Origin of the sequence: Sphingopyxis sp. MC1, from assembly GCF_000371385.1 — a bacterium.
GTDB lineage: Bacteria > Pseudomonadota > Alphaproteobacteria > Sphingomonadales > Sphingomonadaceae > Sphingopyxis > Sphingopyxis terrae.
This window is the reverse complement of the sequence record NZ_AOUN01000009.1, coordinates 120,905-139,800: the sequence shown is the minus strand read 5'-3', so window position 1 is coordinate 139,800 and position 18,896 is coordinate 120,905. Positions and strand designations below refer to the sequence as shown.

21 protein-coding genes and 1 tRNA gene are annotated in these 18,896 nt (G+C 63.4%); 15 read left to right on the top strand and 7 right to left on the bottom strand.

The genetic code is table 11. The features are described 5' to 3' along the window. Window positions 1-10 precede the first annotated feature (10 nt). Window positions 11-775, bottom strand: a complete 765-nt coding sequence (locus tag EBMC1_RS13080) for a class II aldolase/adducin family protein (RefSeq protein WP_003047636.1) — start codon at window positions 773-775, stop codon at window positions 11-13. 271 nt (window positions 776-1,046) lie between these two features. On the opposite strand from EBMC1_RS13080, the gene rpsU reads away from it, so the two are divergent. After that, window positions 1,047-1,253, top strand: a complete 207-nt coding sequence (gene rpsU, locus EBMC1_RS13075; protein WP_003047635.1) for a 30S ribosomal protein S21 — start codon at window positions 1,047-1,049, stop codon at window positions 1,251-1,253. Between the two features lie 83 nt (window positions 1,254-1,336). Here the strand turns inward: rpsU and EBMC1_RS13070 are convergent, their stop codons facing one another. Further along, window positions 1,337-3,118 carry an ABC-F family ATP-binding cassette domain-containing protein gene (locus tag EBMC1_RS13070; protein ID WP_040590299.1) on the bottom strand — a complete coding sequence of 594 codons (1,782 nt, stop codon included), beginning with the start codon at window positions 3,116-3,118 and terminating at the stop codon, window positions 1,337-1,339. Between the two features lie 135 nt (window positions 3,119-3,253). On the opposite strand from EBMC1_RS13070, the gene EBMC1_RS13065 reads away from it, so the two are divergent. Beyond that, a complete protein-coding gene (locus tag EBMC1_RS13065; protein WP_003047630.1) occupies window positions 3,254-3,994 on the top strand; it encodes an SIMPL domain-containing protein in 741 nt (246 codons plus the stop codon). A gap of 46 nt (window positions 3,995-4,040) precedes the next feature. Here EBMC1_RS13065 and EBMC1_RS13060 read toward each other — a convergent pair whose 3' ends face one another. After that, the gene (locus tag EBMC1_RS13060) at window positions 4,041-4,721 is read right to left on the bottom strand and encodes a prolyl hydroxylase family protein (RefSeq protein WP_003047628.1); all 681 of its coding nucleotides are present in this window, start codon (window positions 4,719-4,721) and stop codon (window positions 4,041-4,043) included. Between the two features lie 101 nt (window positions 4,722-4,822). On the opposite strand from EBMC1_RS13060, the gene EBMC1_RS13055 reads away from it, so the two are divergent. The 3 genes from EBMC1_RS13055 (at window position 4,823) to EBMC1_RS13045 (ending at window position 6,471) form a co-directional block, all read left to right on the top strand. Beyond that, window positions 4,823-4,899: transfer RNA gene (locus EBMC1_RS13055), tRNA-His, on the top strand. A 110-nt stretch (window positions 4,900-5,009) separates the two neighbouring features. After that, the gene (locus tag EBMC1_RS13050) at window positions 5,010-6,059 is read left to right on the top strand and encodes a Glu/Leu/Phe/Val family dehydrogenase (protein ID WP_003047625.1); all 1,050 of its coding nucleotides are present in this window, start codon (window positions 5,010-5,012) and stop codon (window positions 6,057-6,059) included. 58 nt (window positions 6,060-6,117) lie between these two features. Continuing rightward, window positions 6,118-6,471 carry a YbaN family protein gene (locus EBMC1_RS13045; protein ID WP_003047623.1) on the top strand — a complete coding sequence of 118 codons (354 nt, stop codon included), beginning with the start codon at window positions 6,118-6,120 and terminating at the stop codon, window positions 6,469-6,471. Between the two features lie 37 nt (window positions 6,472-6,508). Here EBMC1_RS13045 and EBMC1_RS18840 read toward each other — a convergent pair whose 3' ends face one another. Next, window positions 6,509-7,972 (bottom strand): TonB-dependent receptor domain-containing protein, encoded by a 1,464-nt coding sequence (locus EBMC1_RS18840; protein WP_269208167.1) that lies wholly within the window; start codon window positions 7,970-7,972, stop codon window positions 6,509-6,511. Window positions 7,973-7,981: 9 nt separating this feature from the next. Continuing rightward, on the bottom strand, window positions 7,982-9,121 hold the full coding sequence (locus EBMC1_RS18835) for a TonB-dependent receptor plug domain-containing protein (RefSeq protein WP_003047616.1): 1,140 nt from the start codon (window positions 9,119-9,121) through the stop codon (window positions 7,982-7,984). A 261-nt stretch (window positions 9,122-9,382) separates the two neighbouring features. On the opposite strand from EBMC1_RS18835, the gene ccmC reads away from it, so the two are divergent. Genes ccmC through EBMC1_RS13005 form a run of 8 tightly spaced genes read left to right on the top strand, consistent with a single transcriptional unit; the run spans window position 9,383 to window position 16,280 of the window. Then, entirely contained in the window at window positions 9,383-10,123 is a 741-nt protein-coding gene (gene ccmC, locus EBMC1_RS13035; RefSeq protein ID WP_003047613.1) for a heme ABC transporter permease CcmC, read from the top strand. Continuing rightward, the gene (locus EBMC1_RS18475; protein ID WP_003047609.1) at window positions 10,120-10,275 is read left to right on the top strand and encodes a hypothetical protein; all 156 of its coding nucleotides are present in this window, start codon (window positions 10,120-10,122) and stop codon (window positions 10,273-10,275) included. Before ccmC ends, EBMC1_RS18475 begins: the two co-directional genes overlap by 4 nt. Next, window positions 10,272-10,709 (top strand): cytochrome c maturation protein CcmE, encoded by a 438-nt coding sequence (ccmE, locus tag EBMC1_RS13030; RefSeq protein ID WP_003047606.1) that lies wholly within the window; start codon window positions 10,272-10,274, stop codon window positions 10,707-10,709. Before EBMC1_RS18475 ends, ccmE begins: the two co-directional genes overlap by 4 nt. Next, window positions 10,706-12,673 (top strand): heme lyase CcmF/NrfE family subunit, encoded by a 1,968-nt coding sequence (locus tag EBMC1_RS13025; RefSeq protein ID WP_003047603.1) that lies wholly within the window; start codon window positions 10,706-10,708, stop codon window positions 12,671-12,673. Before ccmE ends, EBMC1_RS13025 begins: the two co-directional genes overlap by 4 nt. Then, complete coding sequence (locus tag EBMC1_RS13020; RefSeq protein WP_003047600.1) at window positions 12,670-13,200, top strand: DsbE family thiol:disulfide interchange protein; 531 nt, start codon at window positions 12,670-12,672, stop codon at window positions 13,198-13,200. The genes EBMC1_RS13025 and EBMC1_RS13020 overlap by 4 nt, the downstream gene beginning before the upstream one ends. Continuing rightward, window positions 13,197-13,628, top strand: coding sequence for a cytochrome c-type biogenesis protein (locus tag EBMC1_RS13015; protein ID WP_003047597.1), 432 nt, complete (start codon window positions 13,197-13,199; stop codon window positions 13,626-13,628). Before EBMC1_RS13020 ends, EBMC1_RS13015 begins: the two co-directional genes overlap by 4 nt. Further along, window positions 13,625-14,275, top strand: coding sequence for a tetratricopeptide repeat protein (locus tag EBMC1_RS13010; RefSeq protein ID WP_003047595.1), 651 nt, complete (start codon window positions 13,625-13,627; stop codon window positions 14,273-14,275). Before EBMC1_RS13015 ends, EBMC1_RS13010 begins: the two co-directional genes overlap by 4 nt. A 43-nt stretch (window positions 14,276-14,318) precedes the next feature. After that, a complete protein-coding gene (locus EBMC1_RS13005) occupies window positions 14,319-16,280 on the top strand; it encodes a potassium transporter Kup (protein ID WP_003047592.1) in 1,962 nt (653 codons plus the stop codon). A 107-nt stretch (window positions 16,281-16,387) separates the two neighbouring features. On the opposite strand, the gene EBMC1_RS18675 is transcribed toward EBMC1_RS13005, so the two are convergent. Then, a complete protein-coding gene (locus EBMC1_RS18675; RefSeq protein WP_196795425.1) occupies window positions 16,388-16,615 on the bottom strand; it encodes a hypothetical protein in 228 nt (75 codons plus the stop codon). Between the two features lie 111 nt (window positions 16,616-16,726). Between EBMC1_RS18675 and EBMC1_RS13000 the strand changes: the two genes are divergently transcribed. Beyond that, window positions 16,727-17,158, top strand: a complete 432-nt coding sequence (locus tag EBMC1_RS13000) for a hypothetical protein (protein WP_196795424.1) — start codon at window positions 16,727-16,729, stop codon at window positions 17,156-17,158. Then, on the top strand, window positions 17,158-17,631 hold the full coding sequence (locus EBMC1_RS12995) for an AHH domain-containing protein (RefSeq protein WP_081611203.1): 474 nt from the start codon (window positions 17,158-17,160) through the stop codon (window positions 17,629-17,631). The genes EBMC1_RS13000 and EBMC1_RS12995 overlap by 1 nt, the downstream gene beginning before the upstream one ends. On the opposite strand, the gene EBMC1_RS12990 is transcribed toward EBMC1_RS12995, so the two are convergent. Further along, complete coding sequence (locus EBMC1_RS12990; RefSeq protein ID WP_003047583.1) at window positions 17,628-18,605, bottom strand: NAD(P)H-dependent flavin oxidoreductase; 978 nt, start codon at window positions 18,603-18,605, stop codon at window positions 17,628-17,630. The two genes, EBMC1_RS12995 and EBMC1_RS12990, sit on opposite strands and share 4 nt — an antisense overlap. Between the last annotated feature and the right edge of the window lie 291 nt (window positions 18,606-18,896).

Here is an 18,896-nt window from a genome sequence, read left to right as displayed (position 1 = left end):
AACGCGGTGATTAGTCACGCCAGCTCGTATCGATCTTGTCGACCTTGCGCACCATCGCGTCGAATTCGGCCTTGCCCGACTGGCCGGGAATCGCGGCCATATAGAGGTCGCGCTGATGGACCTTGATCACGTCTTCAGGGACGGTGATCGGCTTGCCCATGCTCATCGTTGCGAGCTGGATTTCGCAGGCGCGCTGGAGCGCCCAATATTTGATGAAGGCGTCGGTCAGCGTCTTGCCCATCACGACGGGACCGTGATTCTTCAGCATCAGGATGCGCTTGTCGCCCAGATTTTCGACGAGACGTTCGCCCTCTTCCTCGCGCACCGTCACACCCTCGAAATCATGATAGCCAAGCTGGCCCATGAAATTGCAGGCATAGAAGTTCACAGGCTGGAGCCCACCCTCGAGCGAACAGACCGCCGTTGTCGCGGTGGTGTGAGTGTGGATGATCGCATGGGCGTCGGGCAGCACGCGGTGGAACAGGCTGTGCTGGACGAAGCCCGCCTTGTTGACGTGCCAAGGATTGTCGGCGTCGACCTTGTTGCCGTCGATGTCGATCTTGATCAGACTCGACGCAGTCACTTCGCTGAAGTGCATGCCATAGGGGTTGATGAGGTAGCTGCCGTCCTCGTCCGGCACCTTCACCGTGATGTGGTTGAAGATCATTTCGTCCCAGCCCATCATCGCGAAAATTCGGTAGCAGGCGGCGAGTTCTAGCCGCGCCGTCCATTCGGCTTCGCTATATTTGCTGTTGCGCTTGAGCTGGGTTGCCATCGGGCGATCCTCTTCCTGTCGGTTTCGTCTTGCTACCTATGCCACAGGCGAGCGGGCGCGCGCAATGGCGGCGGCGGGCATCTGCGCGCGGAAGAGCGACGCTTTGCCGCGTGGGGGCTTGCATTTTGGCGCGAATCTCTCTAGTGGCCGCCCCAACGGAACGTCGCGCCTTTGCGACGCTCTTTTTATTGCCCGAATATCGGCGACCTATGGCAACCCGGATTTCCGCCGGAAGCCTCGGCCGTCTGACGAACAGGAGACGACACGGCGTATGCAGATCATCGTTCGCGACAATAATGTCGACCAGGCCCTCCGCGCGCTCAAGAAGAAGCTGCAGCGGGAAGGCGTGTATCGCGAAATGAAGCTGCGCCGTCACTACGAAAAGCCGAGCGAAAAGCGTGCGCGTGAACGCGCCGCCGCCGTCCGCCGCGCCCGCAAGATGGAGCGCAAGCGGATGGAACGCGACGGTATCAAGTAAGACCGTCTTCGATACGAAATCCTGTTTCGTAAAAGGGCGCTGCGGCAACGCAGCGCCCTTTTTCTTTGCCGGTGGCGCGGGGCTTATCCCAGCGCTTCGACTTCTTCGGCCAGCGCCAGCCAGCGATCCTCGGCTGCGGCCTTTTCCGCGCGCAACGCGTCGAGCTTTGCCGTCAGGGCACTGAAACGCGCATTATCGCGCGTGAACAGACTGCCGTCGGACAATTCGGTTTCGATGCCCGCCATCTCCTTCTCGATCTCCTCGATACGGCCCGGAAGCAGGTCGTAGTCGCGCTGGTCCTTGTAGGAGAGTTTCCGGCGTGCCTGCGGCGGTGGGGGCGGCGCGGTATCGGCGCCGGCCGCCTTGGCTTTCGCCGACGCGGGCTTGCTGCGCTTGGCTTCCCAGTCGGCATAGCCGCCCGCGACGATATCGACCTTGCCCGAGCCGTCGAGGCCGAGGGTGACCGTTACGGTGCGATCGAGGAAGTCGCGATCGTGGCTGACCAACAGCACGGTTCCCGCATAGTCGGCGATGACCTCTTGCAAAAGGTCGAGCGTTTCGAGATCCAGATCGTTGGTCGGTTCGTCGAGGACGAGCAGGTTCGATTCGCGCGCGAATTCGCGGGCGAGCAGAAGCCGGGAGCGTTCACCGCCCGAAAGCGCGGCGACGCTAGCCTCGGCAACCGAAGGATCGAAGAGGAAGTCCTTGAGGTAACCCTGGACATGCTTCTTGACGCCGCGCACCTCGACCCAGTCGCCGCCGTCGGCGAGGATGTCGCGTACGGTCTTTTCGGGCGACAGCAGGCTGCGCTGCTGATCGATGACGATGCCGTCGAGCGTGGGGGCGAGGGTGACCTTGCCCTCGTCGGGTTCGATTTCGCCAGTGAGCAGCTTGAGCAGCGTCGATTTGCCCGCGCCATTGGCGCCGACGATCCCGATGCGATCGCCGCGCTGGACGCGAAAGTCGAAGTCCTTGATGATCGTGCGGTCGCCGAAGCGCTTGCTGATGTGGTCGGCGACGATCACCGATTTCGAGCGGACGTCGTCGTTGGCCAGGCCGAGCTTGGCGACGCCGGGACCGCCGATCATCGCCGCGCGCGTGGCCCGCATCTCCATCAGCTTTTCGAGCCGGCCCTGGTTGCGGCGGCGGCGCGCCGTCACGCCGCGCTGGAGCCAGTGTGCTTCCAGCTTCAGCTTCGCATCGAGCTTTTCCGCGGCGCGCGTTTCTTCGGCATAGATGGCCTCCATCCACGCATCGAAGCCGCCGAAGCCGATTTCCTTGCGCCGGATGCCGCCGCGGTCGAGCCAAAGGGTCTGGCGGGTCAGGCGCGTCAGAAAGGTGCGGTCGTGGCTGATGGCGACGAAGGCGCCGGAGAAGCGCGAGAGCCAGCCCTCGAGCCAGTCGATTGCGGCGAGGTCGAGGTGGTTGGTCGGTTCGTCGAGCAACAACACGTCGGGGTTCTGCGCCAGCGCGCGCGCGATGGCGGCGCGGCGACGCTCGCCCCCCGATGCGCTCGCCGCTTCGCGTGCCATGTCGATGCCAAGCTGGTCGGCGATCGCCGCCACCTCATGCTCGGCGGGCGGGTTCGCGCCGCCGATCGCATAGTCCATCAGCGTCGCATAGCCCGTGAAATCGGGTTCCTGTTCCAGCAGTACGACGTGGGTACCGGGGACGATCGTCCGCTTGCCCTTGTCGGGCTCGATGCGTCCGGCGAGCAACTTGAGCAGCGTCGTCTTGCCCGCGCCGTTGCGGCCGATCAGTGCGAGCCGATCGCGCGCGCCGACATAGATGTCGAGATCCTGAAACAGCCAGCCGGTGCCCTGCACCAGGGCCAGGCCTTCGTAAGAGAGAATGGGAGCTGCCATGATGAACGGCTCGCTACATAGGCGTTCAGCGTCATGCAAGCGCCGAGCGCCCAAAGGCGGGAACGGGCCCGCTCCGTCCTGCGTATGGGGTAGGTATCCACGATCGGCCGGGGGTCCGGCCTACAGGAGTTTGACATGACCAAGCATATGTTCACCGCCATGGCGACCGGCATCGCGCTGCTGGCTGCGACGCCGGCCATTGCACAGCAGGGAGGTTCGACGGTGACGACAGCGACAACGGAAGGCCCGATCCTGAGCTTTAGCGTGAGCGAGGAAGTGCGTTCGCGGCCCGATCAGGCGACGGTGGGCGCCGGCGTGACGACGACCGCGCCGACCGCAGTCGAAGCGATGCGGCTCAATGCCACCGCGATGGACAAGCTGATCGCCGCTGCCAAGGCGCGCGGGATCAAGGCCGAGGATATTCAGACGAGCGGCATCAGCCTGTCGCCGCAATATGACTATAATAATCGTAGCGACGGTCAGCCGCCGCGCTTCCTGGGCTATCAGGTCAGCAACAGCGTGCGGGCGACGACGCCGAAGATCGACGATATCGGGCCGCTGCTCGATGCGCTCGTCGCGGCGGGCGGGACCAATATCGATGGCCCCTGGTTCGCGATGAAAGACCCCGATGCGCAGCTTGTCGGCGTTCGCGGCGCGGCGATCAAGGCCGCCGAAGCGAAGGCGGCGGACTATGCCAAGCTGGCCGGCTATCGCGCCGCCGAACTGGTTTCGATCAGCGAAGGCGGCGCGGTCGGTGGACCGGTGCCCATGCCGCGCGTGCAGATGATGGCCGCAGAGGCCAAATCGACGCCGGTCGAGCCGGGTCAGGTCGGCAACACGTTGACGCTGAGTTTCCAGTATCGACTGGTACGCTAAAGGCTTGGGCCGTGTCTCGGTAGGCGCCGGGGCACGGTCGGCCGGATCAGCCTAGCTCGCCCTCGGCCCATGGCCAGGCGCGTTCGCGGAACCATTTGGTGATGATATATTTGCGGCCCTTGCGCACCTTCATCCCGTGATGGAGCGTCTCTGGGTTCGGCTTTCCGTCCGCGCGGACATTGTTCCACGCGACGAGTTTGCCCGTTTCGGGCTGGTGCATCTTGCCCGTGGCGAGAAAGCGCGTCGCACCGCCAGCCTCGGGCTGGTTTAAATAGACCATCAATGTCCAGGTGCGCTGTCCGGGAATCGCGCAATAGGTCTCCCAGTCGGCGCCTTGCGGGTCGAAATAGTCGGTATGCGCCTTGAATTCCTGCCCCACATCATAGCGCTGCCCCTGTAGCGGCTCGCCATGATCCAGCGGTATTCCGGTGATGTCGTGCAGCCGAGCGTTGACCGTCCGCACCAGCGGATCGCGGTGATCGAGGTCGCAGGTCGTGCTGGTCCGGAACGCTTCGTCGCCATTGGGATCGGCAATCGTCGAAGGGCGCACGTCGCGGTCGATCTGCGCCATCAGCCCGGCGCATGTTGCGGGATCGAGAAAACCCGCCAGCATGAATTGTTGCAGCTTGGAAGTCGGCGCGCGTCGGATGCCGGGAAGCAGCGCGAGCCGCTCGGCGGTGCGGTCGGCGCCCGATGGCGCCATATCGACATGCTCGTTTCCGGACATGGCCTCTTTTAGGCGGCGTTGGCCATGCGAACAATGCTTGACGAAAGGGGTAGCCGCGCCTATCGCCGCGCGCTGTCGCAGGCGGTCTCGCCCGGCATATGGCGATCGTAGCTCAGTTGGTTAGAGCACCGGTTTGTGGTACCGGGGGTCGCGGGTTCAAGTCCCGTCGATCGCCCCATTTTCAAAGCTTTTCGTTGATCGGAAAACCGGCGATCCCTTTGGGGGTGACTCGCGCGGGCTATTTCATTATTACGTCCCTACGTAATTTTTTAACGCGAGGGTGACGCCATGTCCGCAGTCTGGGATTTCGCCGATTTCGACGATCATGAACATGTTCACATGTTCCGCGATCGCGACAGCGGACTGACGGCGGTCATCGCCGTGCATTCGACCCACCTCGGCCCCGGCGCGGGCGGGGTGCGCTTCTGGCACTATCCGCAGCGGTCGGCCGCGATCGTCGATGCGCTACGCCTCTCGCGCGGCATGAGCTATAAGAATGCGATGGCGGGGCTGCCGATGGGCGGCGGCAAGGGCGTAATCCTGGCCGACGAAGCGGGCACCAAGACCCCCGAATTGCTCGCCGCCTTCGGGCGCGCGGTCGAATCGCTGGGCGGCGCCTATGTGACCGCGGAAGATGTCGGCATCACCGACGCCGACATGGTCCAGATCGCGAAGCAGACCAAACATGTCAGCGGCCTGCCGGTGGCGAGCGGCGAGGCGGGGGGCGACCCCGGCCCCTATACCGCACTCGGCGTCTATCTGGGCATAAAGGCGGCGATCCGCGAAGGGCTGGGTACCGACAGCGCTGCGGGCGTGCGGATCGCGATCCAGGGGGTAGGCAGCGTCGGCGGCGGTGTTGCGCGGCGGCTCGCGGCCGAAGGCGCGAAGCTGACCCTTGCCGACGTCAATCTGACGCGCGCAAAGGCGCTGGCAGAGGAATTGGGTGCCGATCTCGCCGACTCGGCCGCGATCATGGAAATCGAAGCCGATGTGCTCAGCCCCAATGCGCTGGGGGCGATCCTGACCGAACGCAGCATCGAAAAATTGCGCGTGCCGATCGTCGCGGGCGGGGCGAACAACCAGCTCGCGACCGCCGCCGACGGGCAGCGCATCCACGATCGCGGCATCGTCTATGCACCCGATTATGTGATTAACGCCGGCGGCATCATCAACGTGGCGCTCGAATATCTGGGGCAGGGCAGTCAGGAGGAGGTCGAAAGCCGCATCCACCTGATCCCGGGTCGCCTCGCCGAGATCTGGGCCGAGAGCAAGGCAAGCGGCACGCCGGCATCGACGGTGGCGGATCATATGGCGCAAAAGCTGATCGGGCGGCGCTGACGACCGGCCGGTTGCAACATGGGATGGCGCGCGCGCCAAAACGCGCTAAGCCGCTCCCATGAAGCGGCATTTCTATCTGGTTTCGGGATGGGCCTCATTGGGGCTCGGCGCGCTCGGCGCGTTTCTGCCGCTGCTGCCAACCGTGCCTTTCGTGATCCTTGCCGCCTTCTGTTTCGCGCGCTCGTCACCGCGCCTTGAGGCCTGGTTGCTCACGCATCCGACCTTCGGACACCATATTGTTGCCTGGCGCGAGAAGGGGGCGATCAGCCGCCGCGGCAAGCTTGCCGCAAGCGCCGCCTTTGTTTTCAGCATTGCGCTGGCGCTGCTCTTTGCGCCGTGGCCGTGGATGATGGCGCCGATCATCGCGGCCATCGTAACGGGAAGCTGGATATGGACAAGGCCGGAGGCATAGCCCCCGGCCTTGGCCGTTTCAGCAATGTCGTCCGAGCTTAGAAGTCGACCGACACACGCCCATAGACGAAGCGACCGCTGAAGCCGAACGGCGACTGCGACGAATAGGGCAGGAAGCTGTTGTTCGTTCCAAAGTTGACCCCGTTTACCGTCCCGTAGGGCAGGCGGTCCGGATATTCGTCGAGCAGATTGTTTGCCCCGACAGCCAGACCCACAGTGTCGAACAATTTGTAGCGCAGCTCGAGATCGACAACCCATTTTGGCGACAGCGTGATATCACCTGGGGCGTCGCCCTTGCCGACCCGGATATCGTCGCGGACCGCCGGGTTGCTCAGGGTAACGGGCTGACCGTTTGCCGCGACCGAGGTCACGCCGTCGGGAAGGAAAACGCTCCCGTAGCGGTTGGCATTCACCGTCAAGCCGAAGGCGCCGATGTCCCAGCTGATGCCCGCGTTGAACTTGTTGCTCGGCTGGCCGTCGGTCAGTCGAAAGCTTTCCTGTCGTGCATAAAGGCGCTGTGCGTCAAAGGCCGAAAAGGCGCGGCGGTCGGTAATCTTTGTGTCGTTGATATTATAGCCGACATTGATGCGCAGCGTTCCGAGGCCGAAGTCCGGTACGCGATAGCTACCGACAATATCCAGGCCCTGCGTTCGCGTGTCGATCCCATTGATGAAGAAGCGTGCCGATGTGCCCTGCACATTGGCAGCCTGAAGGATCGCGACGACATCGGCGCCTTGCAGATTTTCGGTGAGCGTGATGCGGTCCTTGATCTTGATGCGGTAATAATCGACCGTCAGGCTAAGCCCTTGGACCATGTTAAAGGCGATGCCGCCGCCGAAGTTGACCGATTTTTCCGGCTTTAACGGCTGCGCGCCGAGTGCGACGGCAATCGGCGACGCCACCGGGAAGGTGCCGATCTCGATCAGCGTGCCGCCGACATTGTTCGTCGAGGTGGTCGAGAAAAACTGCTGCGCCATCCCCGGTGCACGGAAACCGGTCGAAACCGACCCGCGAAAAGCAAGCCCGTTGACGGGTTCGAACCGCGCCGCAAGCTTTCCGTTTACCGTGTCGCCGAAGTCCGAGAAATGTTCGTAGCGGCCGGCGGCCTGGACGTTGAACATATCGCTGATATCGGCATCGAGTTCGAGATAGCCGGCAAAGCTGTCGCGCGATTTGTCGATCGCGGTGGTCGGCGAAAAGCCGGGGAACACCTGCGCGCCCGGCGCCGCGCCGTTCGAGAAGGTGTAGGGGCCTGCGATATAGCTTTCGAGCTGCCCCGGAACGATCCGGTAATTCTCGTTCCGCCATTCCGCGCCGAGCGCCAGCGTGGTGCTGCCGATCCCGACGTTCAGGTCGCGGCTTGCGTCGAGGTTGACTGACGTCTGCCCCGAACGGAGACCGCCAGCGTCGAACTTGCGCGGGCTATGCAGGCTGCCGAGCGAGGTGTTGATGCTGTCCTCGACACCATAATCGAGCCGGTTCGATCCATAATTAACCGACAGGTCGAGGTTTCAGCCCGCAGTTTCGCCGCGCAGCCCGCCGGCGATGGCGATGTCCTGAATGGTGCTGGTGATCAGCGGCAGGAAGCCGTCGGGATAGATCGGCTGGCCACCATTGTCCCAGTCGGCGTTGCGCGAGTCGAGCGAGCGACGGTAGAAGCCAGCGCCATTGGCGTCGCGGATGCCGTAGCTGCCGAAGCTGTAGAGTTCGAAGCTATCGCCAACATCCATCCCGGCGTTGAAGAAGAAATTCATGTCCTTCGATTCGCCGTCGCCGAAGCGGTGTTCAAAACGGTTGAAGGTCACTTCGCGCGGATCACCCGCACCGGCATAGTTGCGGCGCAGATCGGGGCCCGATCGGTTGGTCGGCGAACGGTCCTTATATTCCGCCGTGAAGTTGAAATAGCCGCCATCTCCCACCGGCAGACCGATGTTGGTCGCCATGGTGAGCGTTCCGCCGTCACGGCGTTTGCGATCATTATCGGACAGCGTGATGACCGGATTTTCGCTGGAGCTGCCGGTCAGGGTCGGCGAAACGCTGGCGACGTCCTTAACATCCTCCATCGTTGTGATATATTTGCCGTAGGTGATCTGCGCGCGTCCTCCGACGCTTTTCTTGAGCTGGATGTTGATAACACCCGCAATCGCGTCCGAGCCATATTGCGACGACGCCCCGTCGCGCAGCACTTCAATACGCTCGATCGCCATCGGCGGAATCGTGTTCATATCGACGCCCGCCGAGCCGCGTCCGATCGAACCATTCAGGTTGAGCAGCGACGACAGATGGCGGCGTTTGCCGTTCACGAGCACGAGCACCTGATCGGGCGCGAGGCCGCGCAGCGTCGCCGGACGCAGCGAGTCCGTTCCGTCGGTCAGCGACGGTTGCGGAAAATTGAACGAAGGCACGAGCTGGTTGAGCAGCCGGTTCGTTTCGGTCGTCCCGCTATTCTGCAGCGATTCGCTCGAGATCACGTCGATCGGTACGGTGCTGTCGGCGATCGTTCGGTCGGTCCGGCGGGTGCCGGTTACGATGATCGTTTCGTTCGCATCCGTGTCGTTGGCGCCTTGCTGTGCGAAAGCCGGTGCAGTCCACCCGCTTGCGACCAGAGCGGTGGCGAGCGCGAGGCTCGATAATTGGGTCGTGTTTTTCATGGTCATCTTTCCCTGTTGATTGCCCCTAGAGACGACCTGCACAGGTTTGATGAGAAATGCCGACGCTTCCACCCCTCACGCGGTCGAACGAGGCGCTATTATTTCGTTTTGGTGACATCTGTGGCAATTGAGCCACACAATCTCCGCACGCCAAGTAATTTTATGTCTCCTAAGCATTGCTATCGATATCATTCGTGCGCACTGCCGATGGCGTCAATTGTCTAGACCGCGGGCGTGCGCTCGCCTAAGGCTCGGCGCGCGATGCACGCCTATGCGAATCCGACCCGTTTTCTGGCCATTGCGCGTCCGCTGACGCCGTGGCTGCTGTGGCTGGGACTGGCGTTCCTGCTCGCCGGGGCGTGGGCCGGGCTGACGGTGGTGCCGGGTGAAGCCAAGCAGGGCGAAACGGCACGCATTCTCTATGTTCATGTTCCTGCCGCCTGGCTCGGCATGGGTGGTTGGACGTCGCTCGCTCTTGCAGGGCTGGTGCAGCTCGTGTGGCGGCACCCGCTGGCCGGGATTGCCGCGCGTGCGATCGCGGTGCCCGGCATGCTGTTCACCGCGCTTTGCCTTGCGACCGGATCGATCTGGGGAAAGCCCACCTGGGGCACCTGGTGGGAATGGGACGGGCGCATGACGTCGATGCTCGTCCTCTTGTTTCTCTATGCCGGTTTCGTCGCTTTGACGACGGGCGACGAAAGCGAGCGGCAGGGTGGAACGCTGTCGCGCGGGGCCGCGATTTATGCGCTGGTCGGCGCGATCAACATCCCGATCATCAATCGCAGCGTTGTGTGGTGGAACAGCCTGCATCAAGGGCCGAGCATCACCATGCGCGGATCGAGCATCGACGGCAGCCTGTTGTGGCCGCTGGGCTTGACCTTGGCCGGATTTTCGCTGCTATTCGGGGCGATCGTGCTGATGCGCATGCGGCGGATCATCGCCGACAATCGCGTCGCTGCGCGTCTGCGCCGACTGGCCGACGATGAGGGGACCGACTTTTGACCGGCGTCATAACCGGAAACGGCCAATGGGCCTATGTCGCGGCGGCCTATATGCTGACCGCGCTCCTGACCGGAGCGGTGATCTGGCATAGCTGGCGGGCGATGACGAAGGCTGAAAGGCGTAGCGACGCGCTGCGCAGGGACCGGGCATGAAGGCGAAACATCAACGACTGATCCTGGCGGCGGTGGCGCTGTGCGGGGTCGGCGGCGCGGGGGTTCTCGCGGCAAGCGCGCTGCGCGACGAGGCGGCCTATTTCCGCACGCCCGCCGAAGTTCAGGCCGGCAAAACCGAAGTGGGCGAGGCGATGCGGCTGGGCGGAATGGTCGCGGCCGGCAGCATCAGGCATCAGCCCGACGGCGTGACGATCCGCTTCGTCGCCACCGACGGCAAGGCGTCGATCCCCGTCGAGTACAAGGGCATCGTCCCCGATCTGTTTGCGGAAAATTCGGGAATGGTCGCCGACGGCCGGATGCGGGCCGACGGTATTTTCGTGGCCGACCGTATCCTCGCCAAGCATGACGAACGCTATATGCCGCCGCAAATGGGCGATATGCCCAAGGCCATGAAAGCGGCGCCGAAAGCATGATCGCCGAACTGGGTCTCGCGCTGTTGTGGATGGCGGCGGCGCTCGCCTGCCTGTCGCTGGTCGCCGGCAGCCTCTATCTGCGGAACGGGAAGAGCGATCTTGCGGCCCTCGTCCGGCCCGCGAGTGTCGCGCAGGGCGTTTTGACCGCCGCGGCCTTCGCGATGCTGATCGCGCTTTTCGTGCGATCCGACATGTCGGTCGAACTGGTGGCGCGCAACAGCCACAGTTTGAAGCCGATGCTGTTCAAGGTCGCGGGCGCCTGGGGCAATCATGAAGGGTCGATGCTCCTATGGCTCACGATCCTCGGCCTGTCGGGCGCGCTCGTTGCGATCTTCGAAAAGCGGCTGCGCGAGGATACGCTGGTCGCAACGCTTGCTGCGCAGGCAGCGCTGAGCCTCGGCTTTTTTGCGTTTCTGCTCTTTTCATCGAACCCCTTCAAGCGGCTGCCGATCGCGCCGCCCGACGGGCAGGGGCTGAACCCGCTGTTGCAGGATCCCGGGCTCGCCTTTCACCCGCCGACGCTTTACGTCGGCTACGTCGGTTTGTCGGTCGCCTTCAGCTTTGCGGTCGGCGCGCTGATCACGCGCGAGATCGGCCCGGCCTTCGCGCGCGCCATGCGGCCGTGGGTCTTGGGAAGCTGGATTTTCCTGACTCTGGGAATTACCGCCGGCAGCTATTGGGCCTATTACGAGCTGGGCTGGGGTGGCTGGTGGTTCTGGGACCCGGTCGAAAATGTATCGCTCATTCCGTGGCTTGCAGGGGCGGCGCTGCTCCACTCGGTGAGCGTGACCGCGACGCGCAACGCGTTGCGCGCATGGACGGTGATGCTCGCGGTTGTCGCTTTCTCCATGTCGATGGTCGGCACGTTCATCGTGCGGTCGGGCCTGCTCACGAGCGTCCATAGCTTTGCCGTCGATCCCGAGCGCGGAACATTTCTCCTTGCGCTGATGGCGATATATATCGGGGGCGCATTGACGCTGTTCGCGCTGCGCGCCAGCAGCGTCGCCGAAGGAAAGAAGTTCGCGCTGCTCAGTCGCGAAGGTTCTTTGGTCATCAACAATCTGTTGCTGACGACGATCCTCGCGCTCGTCCTGCTCGGTACGCTCTATCCGATCGTCGCCGAGGCGATGGGCGAAAAAATCTCGGTGGGACCGCCTTATTATAACAAAGTTGCGGGCCCGCTTGCGCTGATCCTGTGTCTGGTCATGGTGGCCGGTCCGCTGCTCGCCTGGCGCAAGGATGATGGGCGCAAGCTGTGGTCGCGACTTCCTGCCGCGATCTTTGCCGGGTCGGCGGTGCTGTTCGGTCTGATCCTGTTCGGCGGCAAGGTCGGCGTGCTGCCGCTGCTTGGCATGACGGTCGCCGGGATCGTGGCGGTCGCCAGCCTGGCGCCGCTGTGGGGTCGCAACCTGCGCCGGACGCCGCTGCCGACATGGGGCATGGTGATCGCGCACTTCGGCGTCGCAGTCGCGCTTGCCGGGATGGCCGCCGAAAGCGCATTCATCAAGGAACGGCTGGTGGCCGCCGCGCCGGGCGAGACCGTCACCGTCGATGATTTCACGGTGAAGTTCGTCGGCGTCCGCCCGATCGCTGGCCCCAATTATACCGCGGTCGAAGGAACGCTGATCGCGACAACGCCTTCCGGACACAGCTTCACCCTGCGGCCCGAGGCGCGAACTTTTCCCGGGCTGATGGGCGGCGCGCCAACCGAAACCAATGAGGCTGCACTGCTGACGCGGCCGGGCGGGCAGCTTTATGCTGTGCTCGGCCAGCCCGTCACCGGCGCCGATGGCCGAGCCGATCGCTATCAGCTTCGCCTGTGGTGGAAGCCGCTGGTCTGGTGGATCTGGCTGGGCGGGGCCTTGATTGCGATCGGTGCCGCGCTGTCGCTGCTCGGCCGCGCCCAATTGCTGACCCTGTGGCGCAGTCACCGCGCGCGCAAGGCCGAAGGGCGCTACGCATGAAGACCCGCTGGATCCTGTTCATGCCGTTGGCGATTACCGCGCTGCTATTCGGGGCCTTCATCTATCGCCTGACGACTCCGCCCGAAACGCTGATCCAGTCGCAGTGGATCAACAAGCCGATGCCGTTGTTCGACCTGCCGCCCGCAACTGCCGGCGTCGAAGGCCTGAAAAGCAGCGACCTTGCCGACGGGCGGCCGCGCCTCGTCAACGTCTTTGCCAGCTGGTGCATCCCGTGCCGCGCCGAGGCGCCGCAGCTTGAGGCGCTGAAGGCCGCGGGCGTGCCGATCGACGGAATCGCGATCCGCGACCGGCCCGACGATGTGGCGCAATTCCTGCGGGAAAATGGCAATCCCTTCGACCGCATCGGGTCGGATGTGCAAAGCAGCGTCCAGATCGCGCTCGGCTCGTCGGGCGTCCCCGAAACCTTTCTGATCGACGGAAAGGGGATCATCCGCGAACAGATACAGGGCGTAATCCTTCAGGAGCAGGTGCCGGAAATCGTCGCCAAGCTGGAGAAGATGAAGTGAGGGGCTGGACCATCCTGCTCGCCTCGCTTGTTCTGGCCGCTGTGCCTGCGGCCGCGCAGGATCGCCTGCCGCCGGCGCCCTATGCCTATCAGGAGCTTCCTGATCCCGCGCAGGAGGAAAAAGCGAAGGCACTCATGGAAACGCTGCGCTGCCTCGTCTGCCAGGGGCAGTCGATCGCCGACAGCGATGCGCCGCTCGCCGGCGACATGCGGCATGAGGTGCGCACCAAGATTGCCGCGGGAGAAAGCCCCGAGGCGATCCGCAAATGGCTGGTCGCGCGCTATGGCAATTGGGTCAGCTATGATCCGCCGTTCGATGCGGCCACCGCCCTGCTGTGGCTCGGCCCGCTCGCTTTTCTTTTGCTCGGGGGATGGCTGGCCTTCGGACGCTTCCGCCGCGACGCGGGCGATGCGGAGAACGCTCCATGATCTGGATGTGGATATTGCTTGTCGCCTTGGTCACGCTGGGCGCCATCTTCTTGTTCGGCAAGCTGCCGGCAGCGGCTCGGCCGCTCGCTGTCGCTGCGGTCATGGTGGGCGTCGCCGGTTATGCGTTGCAGGGTAGCCCATCCTTGCTCGGCAAGCCTATCGTAGCGCCCGAACAGCTTGAAGGTTTCGGCGAGGCGATCACCGATCGTCAGCAGGGTATGGCCGACCGTTTTGGACCGGCCGCACAGTGGATCGCGATGTCAGATGGCTTTGCGCGAACCGGCAAGACGGCGCTCGCTGCGCAAACGCTCGAAAAGGGGCTGGAGCGTTATCCCGACAATGTCGATCTTTGGGTGGGCTTGGGCAATGCGCTTGTTGCGCATGGCGGCGGCGTGATGTCGCCCGCCGCCGCGCTCGCGTTCGATGAGGCCGCAAAGCGCGATCCGAACCATCCCGCGCCGCCTTTCTTTGCGGGCCTTGCGATGGCGCAGAGCGGCGATCTGAAAGGTGCGGACGCGGTGTGGAGCCAGCTTCTGGCGCGCACCCCGCCCGATGCGCCGTGGCGCGCGGACCTCGAGATGCGGCTGGCCCAATTGCGACAGGCGATGGGGCCGGACCTGTCCCCCAATGCGCCGACCGGGCCTTGATTCAATGCTATTCCTGTCTCTCCCGCTGGTCTAAGGCGCGCCAATGACTGTCGAGTCGCAACAGGGTCAGGCAAGCGCCGAAAGCGCCGCGCCCACCGGAATCGAAATGGGCCAAACGGGTCACGGCCATCACGGTGACGGCACGCTGAAGCTGGCGGTCGGCGCCGTCGGCGTCGTTTTCGGCGATATCGGCACCAGCCCGCTCTACGCTTTCCGCGAAACCTTCGCCGGCCATCATTCGATCGAAGCCGACCAGCTGCACATCTATGGCGTGCTCAGCCTCGTCTTCTGGTCGATGATGCTCGTCGTCACTTTCAAATATGTGATGACGATCATGAAAGCCGACAACAAGGGCGAGGGGGGCAGTCTGGCGCTGCTCGCGCTGATCAGTCGCTCGTCGGGCGGTGCCCGATGGACCTGGCCGATCGTTTTGCTCGGCGTTTTCGCCACCGCGCTCTTTTACGGCGATAGCATGATCACTCCGGCGATGTCGGTGTTGTCGGCCACCGAAGGCCTGCAATATGTCAGCCGCGGTTTCGAACCCTATATCGTCCCGATCGCGCTTGCGATCCTGATCGGCCTCTTCGCGATCCAGTCGCGCGGAACGGCGAAGGTCGGGATGCTTTTCGGGCCGATCATGCTCGGCTACTTCCTGATGCTCGCGGTGTTGGGCGTGATGCATATCGTCGATCATCCGACGATCGTCATGCACACGCTGAACCCCATCAATGCGATGCGCTTTTTCTATTATGACGGGTTCACCGCCTTCATCGCGCTTGGTGCCGTCGTTCTCGCGGTGACGGGCGCTGAGGCGCTCTATGCCGATATGGGCCATTTCGGACGCGCGCCGATCGGGCTGAGCTGGTTGTGTTTCGTGCTACCCGCGCTGATGCTCAATTATATGGGGCAGGGCGCGATGGTGCTTGCCGGACAGGTCGCGCCCACGGCGCAATTGATTCAGGATCCCTTCTTCCTGATGATGCCCGACGCGTGGCGCGTCCCCGTCGTGCTGCTCGCGCTGCTGGCGACGATCATTGCCAGTCAGGCCGTCATTTCGGGCGCCTTTTCGCTGACTCAGCAGGCCATCCAGCTCGGTTTCGTACCGCGCCTGCGGGTCGAACATACCAGTGCGTCGGCGCAGGGGCAGATTTACATTCCCGTCGTCAATTGGGGCCTGATGGTCATGGTCATCCTGCTCGTGCTGTTCTTCGGCTCGTCGAGCAATCTGGCCGCGGCTTATGGTATCGCCGTGACCGGCGCGATGTTCATCGACACCTGTCTGATGAGCGTGGTGCTGTTCAGCCTCTGGCGCTGGCCGGCGTGGAAAGCGCTGCCCGTTCTCGCGGTGTTCTTCATCGTCGATGTCGCCTATTTCGGCGCCAATCTGATCAAGGTACCCGATGGCGGCTGGGTGCCGTTGGCGATCGGTCTGACGATCTTCACCATGCTGACGACCTGGTCACGCGGTCGCAAGCTGATGCAGCAGGAAATGGCAGAAAGCGCGATGCCGATCCCGGTGTTCGTGAAGTCCGCGGCGAACAGCGCAACGCGCGTCCCCGGCACTGCCGTTTTCATGACGTCGACGTCCGATGGGGTGCCGCACGCGCTGCTTCATAATCTGAAGCACAACAAGGTGCTGCACGAACGTATCATCCTGTTGACGATCAAGATTGCCGACGTGCCGTTCGTGCCGGAAACGAAGCTCTGCCAGCTTGACGATCTGGGGCAGGGATTCCATCGCCTGATCCTGCACTATGGTTTCATGCAGCCAGTGGACGTGCCCGATGCGCTGAAACGCACGACCGCGTGCGGCGGCGAATTCAAGATGATCGAAACGAGCTTCTTCCTCTCGCGTCAGACGCTGATTGCCGCCAAGAAACCCGGCATGCCGATCTGGCGCGAAAAGCTGTTCGCATGGATGCTCCGCAATTCGGAAAGCGCGATGGAGTATTTCCGTCTCCCAACCAACCGCGTTGTCGAACTGGGAAGTCAGGTTGCCATCTGATCGTCCGCACCGGACCAATAAGCATTTGAACATCGGCGTGTGCTTTGCGATGCTGGCGCGAACCCATCGGGACGCCCGACATGCAAGCAGGGATTAGCTCCGCGTCATTACTGCCCGCCGCGCCGGCGCCCTTCGCGCTGATTGCGGGAAATGACTTTTCGACCCTGCCGGCGGACGCTGAAGTCGCGCTGCGTCATATGGGCCTTCGCCCGGAGCGGCTGGATGTGTCCGGAACATCTGGCGAAGGCGCTGCCTTTCGCTTGCGCCTTGGCGACTTGTATCTCACGGCAGCGCCAGCAGGCGATGGTGCGGTTGCGCGTATCGATCCGGCGCATCCGTCGACGAGTTCGCTCGCCGCCAGCCTTCCCGCCGATTGGCGGACCGGAGGGCGATGCTGGTTTTTCGAGCCCGCACCGATCGGGAGCGAAGACGAAGAGAAGCCCTCAATGCGCGATTTCTTCATGATGGCTTCGCTGCTGATCGATCTCTTCGACGCAAGTCACTTCTTCTGGGGGCCAGCGCGGCTGTGGTCCGACGCAAAGCAGTTCCGCGCATCGACTGCGGAGATGCTTGCGAGCGGGATGCCTCCGGTGCTCCACCTCATCGCTTTCCGGCAGCACGACGCAGGCGAGGTGGAGATCATCCGGACGCGCGGCCTTGCGCATTTCGGAGGGCAAGAGATGGAGGCCGCGCGTCCGACCGGATGGACCGTTGCCGATCTGGTGCGCCGCCTTGCGCGGCTGTCGCTCGACATCATCATCAATGGCCCGGTTCGGGGGGCGCGCCGCTTGCCCGGCCTTGATCCGGGCGAGTGGATATCGATGGCACCGCGCGGACCGTCCGAAGCGCTTTTGGTCGAGTTTGGCCGCAATCCTTGATGGCAAGGAGGCGGTGGTATGGCGCCCCGCCGCCGCGACGTGGATTTCAGCGCCATCACCTGATCCCACTCGCGCTTCTCGCCCAACCGCAGATGGCGACGATGTTCGGAGCGCTGAAAAGTGAAGGGTTTTGCCTCAGTGACTTTCCGCGCAATGGATTGAGCCTGCCGGCGTGCGAGCGGCTGGCGCTGTCGTGCGGACATGCTCTCCATCGCGGCCCCCACCATGGTTATAATGATGTGATGACGGCGCGGGTCGATATGATCCGGATATGTTTCGAGCGGCAAATTAATCGCGACGCCCGCGCGGCACGGCGCACGGCCGCGATGCGTCTGACGTTGTTGCAGGACACCATGCGCCGCGCGCTCACCGACCGACATGGCGCGGGCTTCTGGCTCAACCGGCGCGATCCGATGCGCTTGTTTGCGGATCGCCCCTATCTTGACGAAGCGATCACGCGGCTGTTCGGTTAGCCTTGGAGCCGCACCTTGCCCTGCAATTCGGCCCATGCGTCCTGATATTGCGCTTCGAGTTCGGCGACGAATTCGGCAACCGGGCGTACGCCGCGGACCGAGGCGATCCCCTGACCCGAGCCCCAGATATCTTTCCACGCTTTCGCTTTGGTGTTGCCGCCGGACCCGAAGTTCATCGTCTTGAGGTCGCCTTCCGGCAGGTCGTCGGGATCCATCCCCGCGGCCACGATCGACTGGCGCAGATAATTGCCGTGTACGCCGGTGAAGAGGTTCGAATAGACAATGTCGGCCGCGCGCCCTTCGACGATGCCGTTCTTGTAGCCGTTGTCGGCATTGGCTTCGGCAGCGGCGATGAAAGCGCTGCCCATATAGGCCAGGTCGGCGCCGCATGCCTGGGCGGCGAGGATCGAGCGACCGTGCGCAATAGCGCCCGAAAGCGCCACCGGGCCATCGAACCATTCGCGGATTTCCTGCACCAGCGCAAAGGGCGACTGGGTACCGGCATGGCCGCCGGCGCCCGCGGCAACGGGTATCAGTCCGTCGGCGCCCTTTTCGATCGCCTTGCGGGCGAAGCGGTCGTCGATGACGTCGTGCAAGGAGATGCCGCCCCACCCGTGGACCGCCTGGTTCAATTCCTCCCGGGCGCCCAATGACGTGATGGTGATCGGCACCTTCCATTTTTCGCAGGTTGCGATATCCGCCTCGAGCCGATCGTTCGAGCGGTGAACGATCTGGTTGACGGCAAAGGGGGCGGACAACCGGTCAGGGTTGGCTCGGTCCCACGCCGCCAATTCCTCGGTGATGCGGTGGAGCCACTCGTCGAGCAGCGATTGCGGCCGGGCGTTGAGGGCAGGGAAGCTGCCTACGATCCCCGCCTTGCACTGCGCGATGACCAGATCGGGCCCCGAAACGATAAACAGCGGCGAGCCGATGACGGGCAGGCGCAGGCGGTCGAAAATCGGGGGAAGGGCCATGAATCAGTCTCTCCAAGATGGTCTTGAGCTTACCCTAACGTAAACGGAAGGTTGCGCAAGCATGAAGGGCCGCGCTCTGCTTGGCGTAGCCGCGTATGGGGGCGTCGAGCGTGTTGGGCATCAAGACAGACTTGCGCCGTTGTTTGGAAGTGTGGTGCCGTCGTTCGTCGAGCCGCAGCGTCCGCCCGTCGAAGATACGATGCTTAGTAGGTAAAGCAAAAATATCTCAATCTTTCTATAAGTTGGACTAAGCGTGTGCCGGTGGGGCGGTATGCGATTCGGAGTTCGCGC